Source organism: Paenibacillus athensensis (assembly GCF_004514475.2).
In the GTDB taxonomy this organism is placed as follows: Bacteria; Bacillota; Bacilli; order Paenibacillales; family NBRC-103111; genus Paenibacillus_AL; species Paenibacillus_AL athensensis.
The window spans coordinates 81,262-103,115 of sequence record NZ_MYFO02000003.1 but is presented as its reverse complement, the minus strand read 5'-3'; the positions used below and the strand labels follow the sequence as shown (position 1 = coordinate 103,115).

The 21,854-nt window shown below is 57.9% G+C and carries 17 protein-coding genes; 7 read left to right on the top strand and 10 right to left on the bottom strand.

Annotated elements, in window-relative coordinates; translation table 11 throughout:
• Positions 1-8: 8 nt before the first annotated feature.
• Positions 9-5,627, bottom strand: coding sequence for a discoidin domain-containing protein (locus B5M42_RS06975; RefSeq protein WP_230632779.1), 5,619 nt, complete (start codon positions 5,625-5,627; stop codon positions 9-11).
• A gap of 362 nt (positions 5,628-5,989) precedes the next feature.
• Here B5M42_RS06975 and B5M42_RS06970 point away from each other — a divergent pair, with 362 nt between their 5' ends.
• Positions 5,990-9,964, top strand: a complete 3,975-nt coding sequence (locus tag B5M42_RS06970) for an Npt1/Npt2 family nucleotide transporter (protein ID WP_134753937.1) — start codon at positions 5,990-5,992, stop codon at positions 9,962-9,964.
• Positions 9,965-10,416: 452 nt separating this feature from the next.
• Here the strand turns inward: B5M42_RS06970 and B5M42_RS06965 are convergent, their stop codons facing one another.
• Both B5M42_RS06965 and B5M42_RS06960 read right to left on the bottom strand, forming a co-directional pair.
• Entirely contained in the window at positions 10,417-11,070 is a 654-nt protein-coding gene (locus B5M42_RS06965) for a hypothetical protein (RefSeq protein WP_134753935.1), read from the bottom strand.
• Between the two features lie 93 nt (positions 11,071-11,163).
• Positions 11,164-11,544, bottom strand: coding sequence for a hypothetical protein (locus tag B5M42_RS06960; protein ID WP_134753933.1), 381 nt, complete (start codon positions 11,542-11,544; stop codon positions 11,164-11,166).
• Between the two features lie 270 nt (positions 11,545-11,814).
• Here B5M42_RS06960 and B5M42_RS06955 point away from each other — a divergent pair, with 270 nt between their 5' ends.
• The 3 genes from B5M42_RS06955 to B5M42_RS06945 all read left to right on the top strand — a co-directional run bounded on the left by B5M42_RS06955 (position 11,815) and on the right by B5M42_RS06945 (position 14,029).
• Entirely contained in the window at positions 11,815-12,477 is a 663-nt protein-coding gene (locus B5M42_RS06955; RefSeq protein WP_134753931.1) for a transmembrane-type terpene cyclase, read from the top strand.
• A 20-nt stretch (positions 12,478-12,497) separates the two neighbouring features.
• Entirely contained in the window at positions 12,498-12,809 is a 312-nt protein-coding gene (locus tag B5M42_RS06950) for an ArsR/SmtB family transcription factor (RefSeq protein WP_134753929.1), read from the top strand.
• 110 nt (positions 12,810-12,919) lie between these two features.
• Positions 12,920-14,029 carry an NADH:flavin oxidoreductase gene (locus B5M42_RS06945; RefSeq protein WP_134753927.1) on the top strand — a complete coding sequence of 370 codons (1,110 nt, stop codon included), beginning with the start codon at positions 12,920-12,922 and terminating at the stop codon, positions 14,027-14,029.
• Between the two features lie 202 nt (positions 14,030-14,231).
• Here the strand turns inward: B5M42_RS06945 and B5M42_RS06940 are convergent, their stop codons facing one another.
• On the bottom strand, positions 14,232-14,687 hold the full coding sequence (locus tag B5M42_RS06940) for a DUF2269 family protein (protein ID WP_134753925.1): 456 nt from the start codon (positions 14,685-14,687) through the stop codon (positions 14,232-14,234).
• 51 nt (positions 14,688-14,738) lie between these two features.
• A complete protein-coding gene (locus tag B5M42_RS06935; protein ID WP_167689999.1) occupies positions 14,739-15,386 on the bottom strand; it encodes a TetR/AcrR family transcriptional regulator in 648 nt (215 codons plus the stop codon).
• Between the two features lie 249 nt (positions 15,387-15,635).
• On the opposite strand from B5M42_RS06935, the gene B5M42_RS06930 reads away from it, so the two are divergent.
• From B5M42_RS06930 to B5M42_RS06920, 3 genes are all read left to right on the top strand, one after another.
• Positions 15,636-16,991, top strand: a complete 1,356-nt coding sequence (locus B5M42_RS06930) for a YeiH family protein (protein ID WP_134753921.1) — start codon at positions 15,636-15,638, stop codon at positions 16,989-16,991.
• Positions 16,992-17,011: 20 nt separating this feature from the next.
• A complete protein-coding gene (locus B5M42_RS06925; RefSeq protein ID WP_134753919.1) occupies positions 17,012-17,353 on the top strand; it encodes a hypothetical protein in 342 nt (113 codons plus the stop codon).
• A 106-nt stretch (positions 17,354-17,459) separates the two neighbouring features.
• Entirely contained in the window at positions 17,460-17,855 is a 396-nt protein-coding gene (locus tag B5M42_RS06920) for a VOC family protein (RefSeq protein WP_134753917.1), read from the top strand.
• A gap of 309 nt (positions 17,856-18,164) precedes the next feature.
• Here B5M42_RS06920 and B5M42_RS06915 read toward each other — a convergent pair whose 3' ends face one another.
• From B5M42_RS06915 to B5M42_RS06895, 5 genes are all read right to left on the bottom strand, one after another.
• Complete coding sequence (locus B5M42_RS06915; protein WP_134753915.1) at positions 18,165-18,410, bottom strand: cold-shock protein; 246 nt, start codon at positions 18,408-18,410, stop codon at positions 18,165-18,167.
• A gap of 76 nt (positions 18,411-18,486) precedes the next feature.
• Positions 18,487-18,690, bottom strand: coding sequence for a cold-shock protein (locus B5M42_RS06910; RefSeq protein WP_134753913.1), 204 nt, complete (start codon positions 18,688-18,690; stop codon positions 18,487-18,489).
• A gap of 319 nt (positions 18,691-19,009) precedes the next feature.
• Positions 19,010-19,990 (bottom strand): SPFH domain-containing protein, encoded by a 981-nt coding sequence (locus B5M42_RS06905; RefSeq protein WP_134753911.1) that lies wholly within the window; start codon positions 19,988-19,990, stop codon positions 19,010-19,012.
• Between the two features lie 17 nt (positions 19,991-20,007).
• Positions 20,008-20,811 carry a TPM domain-containing protein gene (locus B5M42_RS06900; RefSeq protein ID WP_230632777.1) on the bottom strand — a complete coding sequence of 268 codons (804 nt, stop codon included), beginning with the start codon at positions 20,809-20,811 and terminating at the stop codon, positions 20,008-20,010.
• A complete protein-coding gene (locus B5M42_RS06895) occupies positions 20,808-21,839 on the bottom strand; it encodes a TFIIB-type zinc ribbon-containing protein (RefSeq protein ID WP_134753909.1) in 1,032 nt (343 codons plus the stop codon). The genes B5M42_RS06900 and B5M42_RS06895 overlap by 4 nt, the downstream gene beginning before the upstream one ends.
• Between the last annotated feature and the right edge of the window lie 15 nt (positions 21,840-21,854).

Here is a 21,854-nt window from a genome sequence, read left to right as displayed (position 1 = left end):
TCGATCGCTTAGTTATACACGTTAAATTCGTTGATCGACCACCAGCTCGACGCCGTGCCGGTTTGCACCACTTTGACGTAGCGCGCCGATTGGCTGGAGAAGTCAACCGTGATCACAGGCGTGCTGCCTGTGCCGCTGGCTACAGCCGTGCCCCAGTTCGTGCCGTCGCTCGACACGAATACTTGGTAGCCGCGGGCGTAGTCGCCAGCTGCGTTCGTCGAATCCATCACGATGCGGCGGAATGTTTTGGCCGACTGCATATCGACGACGAAGTATTGGCCGTTCGCCATCGCTGCGCCGGTGCTCCAGCGCGTCGTCAGGCTGCCGTCCAGCAGGTTCGCCGGAACGTCGCCGCTCGTCGGGTTGGACGTCGCCGTCCAGCCCGTGCGGGACAGCGCCGTGTACGTGCCGCCACCGCCGCCGGCTTGCGTTGTTGCGCTCGCTGCGCTGCTGGCTGCCGATACGTTGCCTGCTGCGTCCTTCGCTTTGACCGTGTAGCTGTAAGCGGTCGAAGCCGTCAGACCCGTGTCGCTGTAGGACGTTGTGGTGCTGGAACCAACCAGCGTGCCGCCACGGTAAATATCGTAGCCGGTTACGCCGACATTATCGGTCGAAGCTGTCCAGCTCAGATTAATTTGGCTGCTCGATGTCGCTGTGGCCGTCAAGCCGCTTGGTGTGCTTGGCGCTTGCGTATCGCTGCCGCCACCACCGCTGCCGTTCGTGTACACATTAAATTCGTTGATCGACCACCAGCTCGAAGCGGTGCCGGTTTGCACGACTTTAATGTAACGCGCCGATTGAGCGGCGAAGTCGACCGTGATCACGGCTGTGCTGCCGGTGCCGCTGGCGACTGCGCTTCCCCAGTTCGTGCCGTCATTCGACACAAACACTTGATAACCGCGGGCATAGTCGTTTGCTGCATTCGTGGAATCCATCACGACGCGGTTGAAGCTTTGCGCCGATTTCATATCAACCACAAAGTATTGACCGTTTGTCATCGTTGCGCCCGTGCTCCAGCGCGTCGTCAGGCTGCCATCCAGCAGATTGGCCGGTGCGTCGCCGCTTGTCGGATTGGACGTCGCCGTCCATCCCGTGCGGGACAGCGCCGTGTACGTGCCGCCACCGCCGCCAGCTTGCGTTGTTGCGCTCGCTGCGCTGCTGGCTGCCGATACGTTGCCTGCTGCGTCCTTCGCTTTGACCGTGTAGCTGTAAGCTGTCGAGGCCGTCAGACCTGTGTCGCTGTAGGACGTTGTGGTGCTGGAACCAACCAGCGTGCCGCCACGGTAAATATCGTAGCCGGTTACGCCGACATTATCGGTCGAAGCTGTCCAGCTCAGATTAATTTGGCTGCTCGATGTCGCTGTTGCTGTCAAGCCGCTTGGCGTGCTTGGCGCTTGCGTATCGCCGCCACCGCCGCCGCTGCCGTTGGAGTACACATTAAATTCGTTGATCGACCACCAGCTCGAAGCGGTGCCGGTTTGCACGACTTTAATGTAACGTGCCGATTGAGCGGCGAAGTCGACCGTAATTACAGCTGTGCTGCCTGTGCCGCTGGCGACTGCGCTGCCCCAGTTCGTGCCGTCATTCGACACAAATACTTGATAACCGCGGGCATAGTCGTTTGCTGCATTCGTGGAATCCATCACGACGCGGTTGAAGCTTTGCGCCGATTTCATATCAACCACGAAGTATTGACCGTTCGTCATCGTTGCGCCCGTGCTCCAGCGCGTCGTCAGGCTGCCATCCAGCAGGTTGGCCGGTGCGTCGCCGCTCGTCGGGTTGGATGTAGCCGTCCAGCCGCTGCGCGACAGTGCCGTGTACGTGCCGCCGCTGCCGCCTGTATTGATCGTGATGACAGCTGTCGTCACGGCGGAATCGGTCATGCCCGATTTATAAGCAATCGCTTTAATCGTCGATGTGGCCGAGACCGTAAACGCTCCGCCATATACCGTGCCGCTTGACGCTGTCGGCGTCGAGCCGTCCGTGGTGTAACGGATCGTGGCGCCGGATGTAGCATCGCTGATCGTTACGCTTTGCGCCGTTGTGAACGTGCCACCCGATGGCGTAATCGCCGGAGCGGCCACTTGGCTGGCTACGTTGATCGTATAGGAAGCCGTCGAAGTGCCCGAAGCGTTCAGCAGCTCCTTAAACGCCTTCGCCTTGATCGTCATGCTTTGCTCCACACTGATCGGTCCCAAATATTTGGCCGATGTGGCCGTAGGGTCGGAGCCATCCGTCGTATAACGGATCGTTGCGCCCGCCGTCGTGCTCGTCAGCGTCACCAGCTGCGCTGCATTATACGTACCGCCGGCAAGACCGAACACCGGAGCCGCCGCTTGGCCGCTTGCTGCCGGAGGCTGTACGCCATTCACCGGATTGGCGACGACGGTTTTCATCGAAGGCACCGTAACCGTGCCGACAATATTGCCGGAAGCGTTGCGGAATACGACGTATTGCGTTGTATTCGTCGGGTTCCAGATATTCGCGGTATACGTATTGTTTTTCTTGAACATTTGATACGTCGTCCAGTTCGAGGACCAGATATCAGTGGTACGCGTGCCGAACGCGTCGAACGCATGCAGGAACCAGTAGGTGTTCGACCATTCCTTTTTACCGTTGTTGTCGTCGTTGGCGATCTTCGTCGGGTCCCACTTGGCCAAAGCGCCCTGCGGATTGCTCAGCGCCTGGAACGGCCAAATGATGTGATACCAGCCCGTCTCCTGCGAGCCGCCCTTGTCGGCCACGAACGCGTTATAGGTGCGCGCCGCCGCATCCGGACGAATGCCGAAATACGTCATGTACGGCGCTGTCGGCAGCCATTGGATGCCGTAAATGTTGTTGGCGTCTGCGGCAAAATACGTGCCGTAGTAGTTTTTGCTGCCATACAGCTGCCCCGCTACGCCATGCTGATAATTCGGGAGCCAGTTATCCTGATCGTAGTTGAACCAGTATTGCAGGACAGAGTTCGTTTCTACAGCGTACACCCACATGCCCGCATCGCGGTATGCCGTGTTGCCGGTCATGACGCCCCACAAGTACTCGCCCGCATAAGCGAACAGCGCTTCCGAGGTCGCCTCCTGGTTGTTGCCGTCATAGCTGTCACCATAGCCGCCCGCCCACGATACGCCTTCATACGGATCGAATGCGCGCATAAACGGATACATCGAATCCGTACGGGACGGGTTGCCGACGTCGCGGATCAATTGCTCGACCATGCCGCCGTAGTCGTTCAGGAACGTTTTATCATAAGAAGCCAGTACTGCGGAAGCATAGATGAAGTAGCCCCACACATAGTGGTGGTCGGACAGCCAGCGGGCCATGCCGTGGTCGCCGCCGTCGCCCATCATCGCGCCCCACTCCGGCGTATAGTACAGGTAGAACGGATAATCGTTCGGCCAGCCGCCGTCATAACGGTACCAGTTGGTCAAAATATTGCGCAAAATCGTCAGCGATTTGTCGCGGATCGCCGTTTCGCCGATCTGGTCGGCAATCAGCACCGCTTGCGCGAGCGGCTGGAGGTTTTTTCCCTCCCAATACGGGTCATCCCACATGTAGTTGTTTTCCAGCATCGTATTCGTGCTGTTCAGGTAGCTGATCACGTCCGCGCGGTTGTAGCCGGTGGAGCCGGTCGGCTCGCCGAACTGCGGGATGATGCCGGTGAATTTATTTTGCGTGTAAAAGGAATTGCCCTCATGTACCTTCATCGTGCCGCGAATCGATGGATACGTCAGCGTCGTCAGCGTCGTCGCCGAAGTAATCGTCTTCCACTGCGTAGGCAGCAGCGACATCAGCGAATCGGACGAAAACCCGCTGCGCTTGAGCTGTACAGTCGAATTGTACGTCGTGGTTACGAGGCCCGTCGCATCCTCAGTCGTGTAGCTGGCGCGGGTGTCGGTCACGAACGCATAAGCATGCTGATAATAGTAGTTCAGATTGCTTGCCGAAGGGAGCGTACCGATCGACAGGTAGCCCTGACCGCTGCCGAGCTGCATGGTCAGACGGCCGTTGATTTTTTTGAATACGGTGCCTGCCGGAGCAAAAAGCCCGTACGACCGCACGCGGTTATTGCCGCCGCTGTCGACGTTGGTCACTTCGACGCCGATATGATCGGCTGTCACCGTAGCGCCTTCGCTGCCGAGAATCGTCGCGTTGCCGTCGTCGAAGAAACGCGTTGCCGTGCCGTTCAACACCAGATAAGGCGAAGACGGATCGGTAAATTCATTAAATACGTACGGAGAGCCCTTGACGATCGTCGACTTCATTTTGAAGCTGTTGTCGTCGCTCAGGACGGAACGGACGGAGTAGTCGCCATAGCCGTCGACCTTGGCGAGCATCGTCAGCGGATTGATGTTGTTTGCCATCAAATAAAAATCGGGCGCGCCGGCCGTGCTGGCCGTTTTGCCGTCAGCCGAGACGAAGCCGGAGCCGGGATTCATCACGCTGAGCCCCTGGTCCGTGTATTGCACGCGCAGCGGCAGGGCCACAATGCCGTCGCTGAGCTTTTTGATCAGAATCGATTGCCACCAGCCGCCGGACGGGATCGGTCCGGTTACGTTGGACGTTTTATACTCGGGATAGATGGGCGTCGTGGTGGTGATGTCGTTCGTTTTGTAGCTGCCTGCGCCCACGTTCACAACTTGCGGCACCGGCTTGTCGGGAATGTGAACCGGAGGAACCGGGTCGCCGTTCACGAAATCGTACACTTCGAACTCATATAGCGAGTAACCGAAGCCCGTACCGCGCGCAAAGCCGGACATCCGCACATAGCGGCCATCCGCTTTGAGCTTGATCGTGTCTACGCCGCCTTGACCGTAGAGCTGACGATAGACAGTTGTCCAGTTCGTGCCGTCGTTCGACACCTGGATATCGTACGATTTGCCGTAAGCGTTTTCCCAGTTCAGGATCACGGTGCCGATCGTATGCACGCTGCCCAGATCGACGCTGATCCACTGCGGATCCCACGATTCGGACGACCAGCGCGTCGTATAATCGCCGTCAAACGCCTTCACGGCCGAAACGACGCCCGGATCGGTCGACCAGCTCGGCACTTCCCAAGTTGACGCCGTCGTCGGCTTGTTCAGCGCAATGTTCGTTGGCGCCGGAGGCTGCGCAGTCGTAAATTCGCCGTAGACCTGGAACTCGTACAGCGAATAGCCGAAATCCGGAAGCGCCCGTTGCAGACAAAGCACGCGCACGTAGCGGCCTGTACCGGAGAGCCCGGTCAGATCGTTTACACCGCCGGCGCCTGCCGTAGTCGCATACATATCCGTCCAGTTGACGGCGTCGCTGGAGATTTGTACCTTGTAGGACTTGGCGTAAGCGCCTTCCCAGCTCAAATAAACGCGGTTGACGTTAGCTGTCGAACCAAGATCGACGTAAATCCACTGCGGGTCCATCTGCCAAACGCTCGCCCAGCGCGAGCTGATGTTGCCGTCTACAGCGCCTTCCTTGGCGTTCGCGCCCTCGGTCGAGGAAGCCAGCACGGGCTTGCGCATCGACAGCAGCTGCGAGCCGGCCGCTTGCGCATCGGGCCCTTCCAGCGCGACCGGAATCAGGCTCAGCAGCATCAACAGACTTACCGCCATCGCGAGCAGACGGTTTGCTTTTCGTATAGCCGAAGTTGTCATTAAATACACTCCTATTACCTCCCTTATAAATGGGTACTTCTACACGGACCGCACGGACCGGAATGACGCGTTGGACAGCCCCACCTCCATATGAAAATGAAAACGATTTCATTAATATCTACAATTTTAACTTACATGAGGCCTGAATGGCGTGCAATAGCTTGTGCCCATTCGCATAATAAAGTGCAACGCACCCTAAAATAGTTCAATCTCCGCGCCGCAGAAATATTAAGCAATTGTAAATTTTTTGCCTACACATTGCCTGTACGGGCGTGTAAGCTACTCATATAGCGGACGTTGCCCGTATATTGAACGTTACTTCTATAATAGACATTTGTGCAAAAGGAGCGGCTCCCTTCCTTATGAATACCGGCAAGAGCATACAAAGATTTGCGGCCGCCTTTGACGCGGACCGCGCGGAATACAGCAAGGCGGTGCTGCTGTTCGGCTATTTATTTTGCGTCGCTTCAGCGTCTACCATTGGCCGGACGGCGGCGGACACGTTATTTTTGAGCAAATTCAGCGGCTCGGCGCTCTCCTGGATGTATTTGCCGCAAGCGGTGACGATGATCGTCTCCGGACTGCTGTTCCAGCGGTTTGCCCCGAGAATCCGGCTGGAGCGCTTGATCCAGACGCTTATTCCGGCCATCGCGCTGCTCGCCTGCCTGTCGCGCATTGGCGTCGGCCTCGATCTGATCTGGGTATTTCCCGTTATTTATATCGGCTTTGACGTGTTTAACTTCCTGATGATCGTCTGCTTCTGGCAATTTGCGCCGGCCGTGATGGACGAGCGCAAGGCCAAGCGAATGATCGGACTGGTGGGCAGCGGCGGGATTGCCGGCAGCATCATCAGCGGCTTTGGGCTCAAAGCGTTCGTGCCGCTGCTCGGCACGGCCAATCTGATCTACGTGTACGCCGGGCTGCAGCTTGCCGCTTTGGCCGTGGTCACGCTGATTCGCCGGCGTTACCCGCCCGCGCCGGAAGCCGGAGCCGGTCTGACGACGCGGGACAAGGCGTCTGCTGCTGTATCGGGTACGGTCCGGCCGGGCCGCGAGCGTCAAGGCGGGTTATTCAAGCACGTGCCGTATTTGAAATATGTCGCTGTGCTGGCTGCCGCCCTTGTCTTTTCGCTGACGCTGATCGACTATCAGTTCAAAAGCATTCTGCGCGAAAGTCTGCAAAATGAAGCGCTGGCCGGCTTTATGGGCACCTTCTACGGCTTTTCCGGCATTGTGGCGCTGCTGGTGCAGCTGTTTGCGTCAGGCTGGCTGATCAGCCGCTTGGGCATGATGACGACGCTGCTGATTTTTCCCGTCGCCCTGTTCGCGGGAAGCCTCGGCATCGTAGCCTTGCCCGTGCTGGCTACGGCCGTACTCGTTAAGGGCAGCGACAAGGTGGTCGGCGACACGATTTATTCCTCGGTCAGCCAGTTGCTGATGTTCCCCATTCCGCCGGAATGGCGTACCCGGGCCAAAAGCTTCCTCGACGGCGTCGTCCGCAACGGCGCCAAGGGCGTCGCAGCCTTGTGCTTGCTGGCCGTGTCGCATGTGCTCGCGCCGGCCCAGCTCAGCTACATCGTGCTGGCGCTGCTGGCTGCCGGCGTCTTTGCCGCCTTGAAGGTGAAAAAAGCGTATCTGCGCACGCTGCTCGCCACCCTGCAAACAGGCAAGCATGATTGGCAAAAAGCGCAACTGGATTTCATGGACCCCGCCAGCCTGCGCTTGCTGACCGACGCTCTGTCCAGTCCGAACAAGCGGCAGGCGCTCTACGCGCTGCGCCTTTTGCGCCAGCTCGGCAGCTTCGATATCGCGCCGCATCTGCCGGCGCTGCTCGCTCACCCCGCACCGGAGGTGAGCATGGAAGCGCTGCTGCATCTGGAGCAGCTGGCGGCTTCGGAGATGGCCCCAACGCTGCGGAGACTGCTGCACAGCCCGGCGGCGACGCCGGTGCGCGCGCAGGCGCTGATCGCGCTGGCCGCTTGCGCCCGCGAGGACGACCTCGCGTTCATCGCCGCTTATCTCGACGAGCCGGAGCCGGAGCTGCAAACCGCCGCGATTGCCGGGCTCGTCAAATATTACGGCATTGACGGCATGTTCCGCGCCGTGGCGCGGCTCAAGGAGCTGATCGACAGCGATCTGGATGCGCATCGGATCGCTGTCGCCGGGCTGTTCGGGCAGATCGGCGTGCGCAGCTTTTATCAGCCGCTGGCCGGGCTGCTGCGCGACCGCTCGCCGCAGGTGCGCGTGCGCGCGCTGGAATCGGCGGCGGCGCTGCGCGTACCGGCGCTGATTCCTGCGGTGCTGGACGGTCTGCGGGACGCGGCGACCCGACGGCAGGCCGTTGATGCGCTGGCGGCGCACGAGGAAGCGCTTGTTCTGCCGCTGCTGGCCGAGGCGATGCAGGACGACGGACTGGCACCGCATCTGCCGGCCGTGTTCGAGCGCATCGGCACGCAGGCGGCGTTCGACGCCCTGCTCGCCGGCTATGCGCCGGCGACGCTTGACCAGCGCGACCGGATCATCGATGCGCTTTGCCGCATGCGCAAAAACGCGCTGGCCGTCCAGCCGCTCACCGTCGAGCGGCTGATTGCGGACGAAATCCGGCTGTATCACGAGCTGGCGGCGCAAGCCGCTCCGTTAGCCGGATTGCCGTCCTGCGTCGAGCTGACCACGATCGTCGGTCAGCTGCGTTTTGCCGCCAGCCGGCGCGTGTTCCGCGGGCTGGCGTTGATTTACGACGCGCCGACGATGCAGGCCGTCTTTGTCAACTGGTCGGAGGGCGACGCCCGGCGGCAGGCGAATGCCGCCGAGGTGATCGACCAGACTGTGCAGGGGCCGCTGCGAGCGCAGCTCGCCGGCCTGATGGCCGCGCCCCGGCGACTGCCGGCCGGCCCTTCTGGCGGCGCAGCCGGGGACGCCGCGCAGCGGGCGGCGGCGCTGGCCGGGCTCGCCGGGCAAGCGGACGGCTGGCTGCGCGAGGTCGCCGCGTATGTGGCGGGCTCGGGCGGCCACGGCGACGGCGACGCGGCGGCCGCAGCGGCGAGCGCGACGACAGCGAGCGCGGCGATGGCGGGCGCTAAGGTGGCAGGCGCGGCGCGGGTGGGCGCTGAGGCGGCAGGCGCGGAACGGGCGGCGAGCGCGACGACGGCTGGTACGGAGGCGAACAACGCGGTGAAGGCCAGCACGGGAGCTGCCGACGCACGAACCCCGGAAGCGACAGGCAACAAGGCCGCCCAGCATCCGACTCCCGCACCCTTCAGCGCCACAGCGGAACGAATCGAACGCGTTAGCCTGCTGCAGAACGTCCCCGCTTTCCAGGGCCTGACGAGCAAGGAGCTGGCCGGCATCGCCACACGCCTGCATCCGCTGCGCATCCCGGCTGGACAAACCATCGTCAGCGAAGGCGATCCCGGAGACTGCCTGTACATCATCAGCAGCGGGCAAGCCGGCGTATGGCGCAGTGAGCGGCTGCTCGGCGAATTGCAGCGGGGCGATTGCTTCGGCGAAATGGCGCTTTTTGGCCAGGGCCTGCGGACTGCAACCGTGCGGGCCGAAACCGAATCCGAGCTGTGGAGGCTCGATTCAGCGATTTTCTACGATATTTTGTATAGTCATACCAGCATTGCCTTTGAAATCATGCGTTTGCTTTCGCGCAGGCTGCGTATGCAGCTGGAAAATGGCGGAGCCAGACAAGCGGGCGGAGCGGCAGCAGCCACAGCGCCAGCCGGGGCAGCAGCCTTGCCGCAAGCCGGGAAAGAAGCCCGTGCGGCCAATGATTTTCCAGCCGCATACCAGGCGAACCAGGCAAACCGTACGAACCCGGCGGACGGAGCAACACCGGCAGCCGAAGCTGCGCCAGCCACAGAGGCGAACGCAAACACCGCCACAGCGAACACCGCCAGACGCCTATCCGAGACGGCTTCCTCTGAGCATGAGCTGATTTTGCGGCGTATTTTGACCCTCCAGCGTATCGAGCTGTTTGTGCATTTGACGGAGGAGGATTTTATCTGGCTGGCGCATGCTATGGAAGAGGTGGAATACCCCGCCGGAGCAGCCGTGTGCCGGATGGGCGACTACGGCGATACGATGTATGCGATCATCAGCGGCGAAATCCGTGTCCATGCAGGCAGCACCGAATTCGCCCGATTGCGGGAAGGCGAGTATTTCGGCGAAATGGCCGTCATCGACAGTGGTCCGCGTTCGGCCGATTGCAGCGCAACGACGGATGTTGTGCTGCTGGAGGTGCATCGGGACATGCTGCTGACCGCCTGCTTCCAGAATGCCAATGTGCTGAAAAGCATGCTGCGCGTGCTGGCCGAACGCTTACAGCGGCTATAACAAGCTGTCAACGCGCAATCGCCGCGCACAGACGCTTGCCAGACAGGCGCAGGGAGAGCAAGCGGTTCCTCCGTCAGCGCGACTGAAATGTGACAAAGCGCGGCGGCCACACGCGACCGCATGCCGCTAAGCACAGTCGAACGCAGCCGACCGCGGCCACATGAAAACGCGCGTAACCGAACGCCTGGCGAGCACCGCCTTTACACCCATTTTGGCCGACGCTCAACATAAACAGCGACAAAAGTGATCCCCTCGGGTTGCGGCCGGGCGGGGTCATTTGGTATGGGCATGTCCATACCAAAAACCCCTTCCTTCGCCTGATTGCGAAGAAAGGGGCTATTTGTAGGCTTTTTCCACGCGGCCGCATCCGCCAATAGCTGGCAGCCGTCGCCAACTGCGACGCGTCAACCCGCGCCCCGAATAGAGAAAACGGCATTCCGGCAACCGTCAGATTAAATGCCGCCCGGACTATTTCCCAGAAACAACGGCGCGATCTGCTGCAAGCAAAATTGAATCAGCGTCCGGTAGGCAATGCCGTGCTTGTCGGAAGCGACAAATTGCTGCTGCAAATACTGCGCGATTGCGCTCATATCGATCCGTCCGCCTGAACCCGGCGCGCTGCCGTACAAAGCTTGGCGCAGCGCATCCGCAACTCCGGTCGGCAGCACGTGGACGACGCTGTCCGCCGTATTGTTCGCACCGCCGCTGAGCACAACCGCCGAGCCGGCCGCTGTCACCGTCACATTGCCGGCCGCCGGCAGCACCCCCGACACGAACAAGCGGACCTGACTCGAATCGCCTGGAGCCAGTTGGGCTCCCGTTACGACCAGACCGCCAGCCGACAGCGTGAACGCGGACGGCCCTGTGACCGCCTGCAGCGAATAATCATACGTCAGCACCAGCACATGCTTGTCGCCGTCCATCGTCTCTTCGGCAAAAATCAGCGACGCCCCGTGCATCGCATTGCGGAAAGCCGTCACAGCTGTTGCCAGCGCCGTCGCCGCTGCATCCAGCTCGCCTTGCGTCGCGTTCGGTCGCGCCGGTTCCGCTGCCGTTGGAGGGCGTACCCGATTTGGACGTGTTCCAGAATACGCCGCTAATCTCACCCGCTGCCTGCCCGACGACCGAGCCGGAGCCGCTCGTACCGTCCGTCGGGAAAAGCGTTGCGTTGACAAATGAGCGCAGCAGCTTGCCTCCGCTCATTTCTTGATCACCAGATTGCCAATAGACGCCGCAGCGCTGGTCATACCAAACATACCGACGTTCGTCCCCGCTCCTACGATCTTCAGCCCCGAGATCGTATGACCCTGACCGTTCAACGCCCCTCTGAACGAGCTGATGGGCGTCCAGCCCGTCGCATAAGATGACGCGCCCAGATCGATATCCGCATTCAGTACAAAATAAGCAGTTGGATACTTGCGCAGCTGATTCAGCTGATCCGCCGTTCCAATCACATAGGGATCGGCTTCGGTTCCGCACCGCTCTCGAGCACCGAGGTTGCCGATACCCGCCCCCCGGCCAGCGAAACGCCTCCCGTCAACAGCGTCAACGCGACCAGAAGCTTCGTCCCTTTTTGCCACAACCTACTCTTCCTGCTCATGAAATTTCGCAAACCCTTTTCCGTAATCACCTGCCGCGCCATGCCGCAGCCATGCCATTCTCGCCTGCTGTCAGCCTAAGTATCCTACAAGGCACCGCGAAAACCTACCCCCTTAGCAAAAAATGCCGCTTTCCGCCTATTTCCGGAAACTTCCCGCCTGGCCCCGCCCGCCGGTGTCGTCCAAGCATAAGCGTGCGTACCGCTACATAGCTTTAGGGTAAACAACCCCTATGAAAAGGAGGCTTACGCGATGGGCTTCACGCTTTCGACCGAGGCGCAATGGCTGCTGGCGCTGGGCAGCGCTCTGTTCTGGACAATGGCTTACGTGCTGCTGATTCTCAAAGGCTTTCGCGACCGCACCTGCGGCATGCCGCTCGCTGCCTTGTGCGCCAATCTGGCTTGGGAGCTGCTATGGGCGTTCATCCTGCCGTTCCATCCCGTCCAGCAAATCGTCACCGTCATTTGGCTGGCGCTGGATGGCGTGATCCTGCTTCAACTGCTGCGCTATTCGCAAAACGGGCTTTCGCCGCGCACCCTGCGCATCACCGTCGGCGCGCTGTTCGCCATTGCCCTGCTGCTACACGTGGGCACAGCGGTCGAGCTGCACGATCCCCAAGGCAAATATTCGGCTTTTGCCATCAATCTGATGATGTCGCTGCTGTTTATCCGCATGGCGCTGATCAGAGGGCGGTTCGGCCAGTCACTCGGCATCGCCTGGACCAAAATGCTCGGTACGCTGTGCGCGTCGCTATGGAGCTATTCGCTGTACCCGCACTCCGTACTGCTGAACATGCTTTATGTACTGATTGCCGCTGCCGACGGGACGTATATCCTGCTGCTGCACAAAGACGCGACCCGGGTCGTGCCGACGAAAAAGAAAAAAAACAGGCCGAGTGATTTTACATTTCTATAAAAATAGATATAATAAGCGTTATGGACACTTTACCTATCCTCAAGTCACTTTCCAACGAAACGCGTTATCGCATCCTGCAATGGCTGAAGGAGCCGCAGGTGCATTTTGGCGTCAGCGCCGATGCGAACAGCGATTGCGGCTTTGCCGGAGGCGTCTGCGTCGGCGTTATTGCCGAAAAGTCGGGGCTCGCCCAATCGGTTATTTCCAGCTATCTGGTCAATATGCAGCAGGCGGGCCTGCTGGAATCCAGGCGTTACGGCCAGTTTACCTACTACCGGCGCAACGAGCCGGGAATTGCTGCGTTTAAGGCCGCTTTGGCGGACGAGCTGTAGAACTTGCGCTGGCATCCGTTTACCTCGCTTGTACAAACATGCTTGCATTCGGCGGTAAACATCTATTTTTATAGATAAATAGAAATACGAGATTTAGGGAGGGAACTATCATGGAAAACGTATCATCCGCAAACGTCCGCAATTGGGACGCTTTATTCACCCCGTTCACGTTGGGCAAGCTGAGCTTATCCACCCGTATCGTCATGGCTCCGATGACCCGGGCGTTCTCGCCGGGCGGCGTCCCCGGCGAGAATGTCGCCGGCTACTACCGGCGGCGCGCCGAGAACGGTGTTGGCCTGATCGTCACCGAGGGCACGACGGTCAACCATCCGTCCGCCAGCCTTGGCGTGAATACGCCGCGTTTTCACGGCGAAGACGCGCTGGCCGGTTGGGCCGCCGTCGTCAAAGCCGTGCATGAAGCCGGCGGCGCCATCGTGCCGCAGCTGTGGCATGTCGGCATGGAGCGGAGCAGCGCGGGCGGCGAGGTGCCGCATCCCGAAGCGCCGGCTGTCGGCCCCTCCGGCTTGAATCTGGCCGGCGAACCGACGGGCGAGTCGCTGTCGCGCGACGACATCGCCGCGATTGTCCGCGCCTTCGGCCAAGCGGCGGCAGATGCCAAGCGCATCGGCTTTGACGGCATCGAGCTGCACGGCGCGCACGGCTATCTGATCGACCAATTCCTCTGGTCGCATACCAACCGCCGCACCGATGAGTACGGCGGCAGTCTGGCCGCGCGTACCCGCTTCGCTGCCGAGATCGTGCGCGCTTGCCGCGAAGCCGCCGGCCCGGATTTCCCGATCATCTTCCGCATCTCGCAATGGAAGATCGGCCACTACGACGCCAAGCTCGCCGAAACGCCGGAGCAATTGGCAGAGCTGCTTGCACCACTGGTTGACGCAGGTGTCGATATTTTCCACTGCTCGACGCGGCGTTTTCAGGAGCCTGAATTTGCCGGCTCGGAGCTGAACTTCGCAGGCTGGGTCAAAAAGCTGACCGGCAAGCCCGTCATCACGGTCGGCTCGATTGGCCTGAGCGGCGAAGGCGGCTCCACGACCGCCGGTCTGCCCGAATTGGCCGCACGGCTCGAAGCCGGCGAGTTCGACCTCGCTGCTGTCGGCCGCGCGCTGCTCGTCGACCCGGCATGGGCAGCCAAAGTTCGCGACGGCCGCACAGATGAGCTGCTGCCGTTCGCGCAGGAAGCCTTTGCGACCTTGACCTGATCCGGCGCGCTGGAGCGCCTGCAGGCTACCAGTCCCGGCACGCCAGACTGCCGCCGTATACCTGCCGGCCTGCGCCGCGCTCCGAAGGCCCCTACAACAACCGGATCTGTACGCCCACGGACGGCTTTCGCCTCCGGGAGTGTCAGGTCCGGTTTTCTTTTTTCGCACGATGCCAGCAGCCTTGTCTCGTATTCTTGGAGCCTTACAGATCGGGCTTGAGCGCCATCAATACCAGCGCCGCTACAGGTGCAAGCGTGGAAATGGTGCCAAATACATTCCACACCAAAGAAGCCTTCTTGTAGCCCTCCGTCCATTTGCCCAGTCTGACCGACGCCTCTGCTTGCCGAATCATGCGGATTTGCGCGGGCAGCAGCACCGCCATCCAGATAGCTCCTGACAGCACGAATAGACCATACGATAGCCCCAGCCAGCTCCAGGCAAACACCGCATAACCATTTGCAGCCGCCATCACATGGCCGGTAATCAGAATCAGCGCAATCGACGGAAGCGTGAACAAGTAGTCGGCAGCCATAATGCCGCGCGCCACTCGCAGCGAATACACCATGTCCTGCTCCCGGTCGGCCCGCAGCTTCCAGAATGCCGCCGTCATCGCATTGCCAAGCAACAGAATAACTCCTAAAATATGAAAAAACAACATGATCTCAGCCCCCTTTTAATGAATAGCGTTCAGTAAAATTCGTAAAAAAAATTAGCTCTTCTTTAACGCCGCTCTGATCATCTCTCGCGTATGCGCTGCCAGCTGCCCCACCCGCGCCTCGTCAAACATCGGCATTTGAATCGCCAGCGTGACAATCCCATGCATCGTCGCCCACAAATAATCGCTATACACCCCAGGGTCCCCGGACTGCATCGCTCCTTGCTCCATCGCCTCGGCCACGACATCCACCAGCACCTGCAGCACATGAATGCGCGGCAGCTCCTCTTCTTGACGGGAGCCTAGCAGGTAGTCAATCCGCCATGTGAACATCAGTTGATAATAGGCGGGATGCTGCAAGCCAAAGGCCAGGTACGTCTCGCCCAGACGCTCCAGACGCGCCCACGGGTCGCTGATGCCTTCGGACGCCTGAGTCAGCCTGTTGCGAAAGATCAACAAAGCCTCGTCCACAATCGTAAACAACAGCGCATCCTTATCGCGGAAATACAAATACAACGTCGCCGGCGAATACTGCAGCCGTTCCGCCAGCTTGCGCATGGAAAACGCATTATACCCGAGCTCAACGAACAGCTCTCCGGCCGTCTCCACAATCAGTCTGCGCACTTGCTCCTTCTCATCGCCGCGCCGTCGCCGCCCGAATTGGCGCGCCTTCCCTCCCTCCCGTTGGTCCAAATCGCTCATAGAAGCCTCCGCTTTAATATAATGAATGGTGTTCATTAAAATAATAACATGGAACCGGCGCTTTGTCTCCCCATGACAATAAAAAAAACTAAAATCCAAGTTGACAGGTATGTTTAGTATGATTAAAATACAAAAAAGGCCGCATATTCGCTTCGATCCTCCATAGGATAGTACCATATGCGTGCATCTGCTACGGAAACCACTCGTGTGTATTCGATTCCAGGCAAATCAAAAAGGAGTGAATAACGCATGTCAACCCTTCAGGTCAACCGCATTTCCACGGACTCGCAAGTGCCTCAACAAAGCAAATGGGCTGGTTTTGTAAACAAAGAAGATTGGTGGACGGTTTGGATCGGTCTGTTTTTGGTCGTATTTGCCGTTGTATTATGGACGACCGGCGGTACGCTGAAATCCTTTACCCCGTCTTTTGCGGCATGGTCGAACGGGGACTCGCTTCGCGCCACACTGACCGGCAACGCTTGGCGAATCGTCTATTTATTCGCGCTGCTGCTCGTGCTGTTCACGGTCGCAACCGCCGTGCTCAAAGTGCGAACGACTTATTTTATCCCGGGCTTCCTGCTATTGTTTGGCCTCAGCCTGCTGATTAATGTGTTCAGCTCGTGGACGGTTGCGAGCAAATACAGTATCGAAGCGCCTTTGGTCGCATTGGCGGTCGGTCTGGTTCTGGGCAATGTCCTTCGCATTCCGGCCTGGTTCGATTCTGCGCTGCGCACCGAGCTGTATGTCAAGGTCGGGATCATTTTATTGGGAGCTACTCTGCCGTTTACGTTAATCGCCAAAGCAGGTCCCGTCGCTTTTCTGCAAGCTACGATCATTGCCGTCATTACCTTCCTGATCATTTATTGGGTAGCCAAGGCGCTCGGGCTCGACCAACGCTTCGCCGCAACGCTGGGCGCCGGCGGTTCGATTTGCGGCGTGTCTGCCTCCATCGCCATCGGCAGCTCCATCAAGACGAAAAAAGAGCATGTTTCCGTGACGATTTCCCTTGTCGTCATTTATGCCGTTGTGTTCATTTTCCTGCTATCCTTTCTGATTAAAGCGCTAGGCATCGAGCCCGGTCCGGCCGGGGCGTGGATTGGCACATCGGAATTTGCCGATGCTGCGGGCATTACTGCCGCCAGCGCCTTCGGCGATCATGCCCTGACCTCTTTCACGTTAATGAAGGTCGTCGGACGCGATATGTTCATAGGCGTATGGAGCTTCCTTCTGGCTTTCATTTCCATTACCCTGTGGGAAAAACGCAAAGACGGCCCCAAGGCCGGAGCGCGACAAATCGTCTCGCGATTTCCCAAATTCGTCATCGGTTTTTTTGTCGCCTCCATCCTGCTGACGCTGCTGATCGCGAATGTGTCCGCCGCTTCGCAAACCGTTATTACAGCCGATGTCATTGCGCCAATTAAAGCGATCCGCACATGGGCGTTTACCTTCACGTTTTTGTCGATTGGCCTGACGACGCGCTTTCGCGAGCTTACCGCCATCGGTTGGAGACCCGTGGTCGCGTTTGGCGTCGGCGCCGTGATCAACGTCATCCTTGGCTATGTTTTGTCGGTACAACTGTTTGGCGACTTCTGGTCTCATCTGTAAAATAAACGGAGGAAACGCTCATGAACGTGTCCAACGATACCTGCGTGCAGCGGGTTAAGGTCGCTTTGCTCCAGCCGTCCGCAGCCGCGGGTAAGCCCAAGCTGAACCGGCTGCGCCTGTTCAACCGCCGGCGACGGCCTGCGCTGACGCAATCGATCACCTCGGAGCGGTTCCACGCGCTGCTTCAGACGCTGCAAAACGCCCACGACGCATGGGACGTATATAAGAGCGGTAAGCGGCTTATTTTGGAAACAAGCTCTTTCGATTACAACCATCTGGTATCTCTGCTGGACCGTCAGGGCTTCAGTCCAAGGGACTACGAGGTGTCCGTAGAATACGAGCGCAAGTGGGGTATACTTTAGGTTGCCTGCCAACCGCTGCCGGATTCTTCATGAACAAGCAGGAAATTGGAAAGATTCAGCTAATAGGGATATAGGTACAACATTCCTGCAAGTAGAGGAGGCCAGTATGGGCAGAGTCGTTCATTTTGAAATTCATGTAGACGATCTGGAGCAAGCTAAAGCTTTTTACGGTGAAGTGTTTGGGTGGACCTTCGAGGATTGGAGCGAATATGCCGGAGTGCCATACTTTGGAGCCATCACCGGCGATGCCAAGGAAATGGGCATTAACGGAGCGCTGATAAAGCGTCAGGGGCCGGCTCCAGCGCCGGGTCAAGCCGTCAACGGCTACGCCTGTACATTGGGCATAGGGGATTACGAGGCCACCGAAGCCGCGATTCTCCGTCTGGGCGGGCAGGTGGCTTTGCCCAAGTACGCGCTGCCGGGGATGGCGTGGCAGGGCTATTATATCGATCCGGAAGGCAACCTGTTCGGCATTCATCAGCCGGATACGAACGCGAAATAAAAACAAAAACGGGCTGCGCGGCTTTATGCCGACAGCCCGCTATTTATGACGGCGTCCATCTCAGTCCTGCAGCCTTACGAGAAAATGAAAGTCTTTCTTTAAAAAATACCCGCCTTCGATATAGACCGCCTCATCGTCGTGACGGAGGAGTGTACCGCCGAAATCAACCTGTCGGCTCCCTTGCCAGACAGAAACGGGCACGCCAAAAAAAACAGCGTTGTCAAAATCAACCTTATGCAGCAGCTGTTGTCGATTGATAAACAGTGTAGAACCTCCTATCCGACCGGAAGCGCAACGAAGGAAGAGCGATCATCGGGCGGACTTAATTTGAATACCTTTTTTAATCGATTTCAAATCGTCGTTCGAATTAACCAATAACGGCAGCATTTTCATTTGGCTAGCCATTGGAGATGAGCATAAACAGCAGACAGGCTGATAATCGAATGTAAAATTATCCCGCATCCAGCCCTTACATCCCTCTTTGGTACACAACCAGATTGGGGTATTTTCAACGGGTAGCGTCTCGAAATACTTATTGCGAGCATTAAAGTACATGGTTATCCCCCTACTTATTTAGTATCTCCAAAGAAGAAAGCTGCCCTTGATCAATGAAGAGCAGCTTCGCATGAACCTAGTAAATTTTATTGACGCTATCTGCTTGCGGTCCGCGATTGCCCTGAACCACATTGAACTGTACGCGTTGACCTTCATCCAGCGATTTGTAACCATCGCCTTGAATCGCGCTGAAATGCACGAACACGTCGCTGCCGCCGTCCACTTCGATAAATCCGAAGCCTTTCTCTGCGTTAAACCATTTCACTGTACCTGTTTCCATTGTATACCCTCCATACATTCAACTTAACATGATCCTTTTCTATAAATAAAAAAATTCACACATTGGAAAAAGCACCATCTTGCCATGAGACCTTTTCCAATATGCGAATTAGTTTTCATTTATACGATTAACCTTATCATAACACATTCCGTCTCAAAAAGCCAGTGATGCAGAGGGTCGATGACAAATTCTCATTGTTTAATCAAGCATAGACTCGCCTTGAATGGTAATCTATGCTTGATTTTTTGCAATCCGCGAAGCGTTTCAATATTTAGACCGTTTCATAACTTCCCTCATGAATTTCTTTTTCTAAATACGACTACCCCAGCTTCTGCCCGCAATTCGGGCAAAAGTTCGCGCCCTCATTTTTCGTGCCGCAGTTCGGACAGAAGTTCGGCTTCGCGCCGCCCGCTGCCGGCGGGGCCGGAGGCGTTCCGCCCAGCGTTGGCTGACCGGAATTGGCATTCATCCTTTTCATCATTTCATTGGCCATATTCATGCCCATCATCATGCCGGCCATATCCGAAGCAACGCCGCCGCCCTTCATTTGACCGGAAGCCATACCATCCGTCATTGTCACCTGCTGGTATTTGTTGATATCGCCAATCATCCCCTGCGAAGCGGTCTTGACGATCATATTCTGGATTTCCTCTGGGTAATTGAAGCTCATCACCTGAAATCCGGTAATCGTCATCCCGATATCGTAAAGCTGCATGTCCAGATCTTCACGAATGCCTGCGGCAATATCCATCGCGTTCGCTTGCAGGTTGAACATGTCCTTGCCTTCCCGGCTGATCCACTTCATCAGCAGTTGATCCAGCACCGACGTAATCCGCAGCTTCACATCCTCGACCAAGTAGCTGTCTTTCATTCCGGCAATCTTGTCAATTAACGTCACATAGTCATTCACTTTGAATTGGAGCGTCCCGTTGGCGCGAATCGGCAGACCGCCAGGCAGCTGGGGAGCCGGAAGCAGCACCGGATTCCGCGTCCCCCACATCACAGTAAATTCCTTCGTATTCACGAAAAGCACCTCAACCCGCATCCCGCTGTTGAAGCCGAACTTGAACCCCTTTAACGTGGACAAAAAAGGAATGATGTCCGAGTCGATGCTGTACTCGCCGTCCTCTTGAAAAATCCCTTCAATCTTGCCGTTATTGACGAAAATCGCGTCCTGCCCTGGACGAATGATCAGCTTGCTGCCCTTTTTGATTTCCCGATTGGCCCACTTCCAGAAAATCATATCGTCACGGAACTCTTCCCACTCCACCACATTTGCCCATTGGTTTTTGAAAAACATCGCCATCCTCCCTTTCGTTAAAAAGATCCTTTGCTGCCGCTATGCGAATGGCCGCCATTGCTGACTCCGCCGCCCGAACCGCCGCCCCCGGTATTTGATTTTTTTTCGATTTTCCGCCTTGTAATCGTCGTCCGCACATACATATCGCGTTCCCCGACAATCTTGGAAGCGCCAGCCTCCTCATACGTCTTGCCATTAACCGTAACGCGGCCACCCGAGCGGAACACCATCACGCCCACGACCAGACCGGCAATCAGCAGGGCTGCCACGATCTGGACCCAGAGGTTAAACAGGGGATTATCGGGATTGGCCCCAGGCCGGACGCCCATATAGCGATACGCCGTAGTTATATAAGTACGGAAAGCCTGCGCGTAATCACCGCTCGTCAAACTCGGCGTCAGCTTGCCGCGAATGCGGTCCAGCCGGGCGTCATCGAGATAGAGCTTTGCTTTGTAAAAGCCGGCGAGATACACCTGTCTACTTTGCATATCCACCGTCAAAATCACGGCATTGCCGTGCGGCTTATCGTACCCCGGCCCCTGCGCGTCGTAAAAATCCTCCGTCAGCTCGACCACATTCGTACCCTTGCTATTGGTTGTCGTATAGATGACAATGTCGGTTTCCCGCTTCGCCCCGTAACTGTTCGCTAACGCATTCAACTCGTCGTAATCCTGCTTGCTGAGCAAGCCCGCCTCGTCGACAATCAGCTTTTTGTCCACCGCCGTTGTCGTTGCCGCTGCGGCTCGCCCCGCCTGAGCGGGAATCGCCAGAGCCATCGTCACAACCAGCAGCAGCGCCAGCACCCATCTGCTTGTTCTCACCAGAATCCCCCTCCCAGCGCCAAGGCAATCAGCTTCATCGAAAGGAAGGAAACCGCGAACACGCCGGCCGCCCAAGCGCTAACCTTGCCCGCACTGATCGGCGGCTTGCCGACCACCTTGCCCGTCTGCCCGTTCATCGCAAACATGTGATCCGTCTTCTTATAGCCATAGTGCAGCATCCAGACCGGCAGCAGCGCATATTCCGCTTTTTCCAGCAAGGTGTCGATCTGCTTGCCCGTCACGTTAACCGTCGTGTACCCGGAAAGCGTCGAGCGGATATACGCTTCGATGTACGCGCTGATTTTCTCTTTGACCCGCGGCAGCAGGTCTGCGTCCGTGTATTGATATTTTTCGGCCATGTAGCCAGCCAGATAAGGGCTTTTGAACGGTTTTAGCTGGTCGTAGGGAAAAGGCTCCAGCTTATCCATCAGCTCGTCGTTCATCTTCTCGGAAGCGTCGGCCGGCACTTGCACATAATTCAGCACGATCTCGCGGTAAATGTCAAAATGCTGCGTCTCCGTCACCTCATAGTCACCGCTGCGGTAGACCCGCACCTTCGTTCCCGTCGCTTGCACCTGAATGTTGTTATGCAAATCGTACAGCCAGAACGGCACATACATGCCCGTGATGCTTTTGATACGATCCGCATGCATGAAGCCGCCTGGCGTCAGCAAGCCGTTCCGGCACCATTTGCGGAATGCCTGCACCGCTTCATTTTTGCTCACCTTAAAAGGAATCACCAGCGCCGGGGCCAGCTTCCCGACCAGCCGGTCGCCCAGCACGACGCTTGATCCGCAAAAGCTGCAGGACGTCGCCGCCGTTTCCCCATCCGTCATAATGACCGCTCCACAGCTATGGCAATGGTATTCCGCAGCCTCATCCGCCGCAAATACATTCCTCGCCAGCGGATCGGGCATCTGCGTTATATCCTCCTGCCTGCCGCAGCTCGGACAACTCAGCATGCCCGTACCGCTGTCAAACACCATGCCGCCCCCGCAGCTAGGGCACTTGTAATCGATCACCGACATCGCGTCACCTCGTAA

Bases quoted from the DNA above. Each gene is read 5' to 3' on its own strand.
- B5M42_RS06975 (WP_230632779.1), bottom strand. From the start codon at position 5,627: ATGACAACTTCGGCTATACGAAAAGCAAACCGTCTGCTCGCGATGGCG.
- B5M42_RS06970 (WP_134753937.1), top strand. From the start codon at position 5,990: ATGAATACCGGCAAGAGCATACAAAGATTTGCGGCCGCCTTTGACGCG.
- B5M42_RS06955 (WP_134753931.1), top strand. From the start codon at position 11,815: ATGGGCTTCACGCTTTCGACCGAGGCGCAATGGCTGCTGGCGCTGGGC.
- B5M42_RS06950 (WP_134753929.1), top strand. From the start codon at position 12,498: ATGGACACTTTACCTATCCTCAAGTCACTTTCCAACGAAACGCGTTAT.
- B5M42_RS06945 (WP_134753927.1), top strand. From the start codon at position 12,920: ATGGAAAACGTATCATCCGCAAACGTCCGCAATTGGGACGCTTTATTC.
- B5M42_RS06940 (WP_134753925.1), bottom strand. From the start codon at position 14,687: ATGTTGTTTTTTCATATTTTAGGAGTTATTCTGTTGCTTGGCAATGCG.
- B5M42_RS06935 (WP_167689999.1), bottom strand. From the start codon at position 15,386: ATGAGCGATTTGGACCAACGGGAGGGAGGGAAGGCGCGCCAATTCGGG.
- B5M42_RS06930 (WP_134753921.1), top strand. From the start codon at position 15,636: ATGTCAACCCTTCAGGTCAACCGCATTTCCACGGACTCGCAAGTGCCT.
- B5M42_RS06925 (WP_134753919.1), top strand. From the start codon at position 17,012: ATGAACGTGTCCAACGATACCTGCGTGCAGCGGGTTAAGGTCGCTTTG.
- B5M42_RS06920 (WP_134753917.1), top strand. From the start codon at position 17,460: ATGGGCAGAGTCGTTCATTTTGAAATTCATGTAGACGATCTGGAGCAA.
- B5M42_RS06915 (WP_134753915.1), bottom strand. From the start codon at position 18,410: ATGTACTTTAATGCTCGCAATAAGTATTTCGAGACGCTACCCGTTGAA.
- B5M42_RS06910 (WP_134753913.1), bottom strand. From the start codon at position 18,690: ATGGAAACAGGTACAGTGAAATGGTTTAACGCAGAGAAAGGCTTCGGA.
- B5M42_RS06905 (WP_134753911.1), bottom strand. From the start codon at position 19,990: ATGTTTTTCAAAAACCAATGGGCAAATGTGGTGGAGTGGGAAGAGTTC.
- B5M42_RS06895 (WP_134753909.1), bottom strand. From the start codon at position 21,839: ATGTCGGTGATCGATTACAAGTGCCCTAGCTGCGGGGGCGGCATGGTG.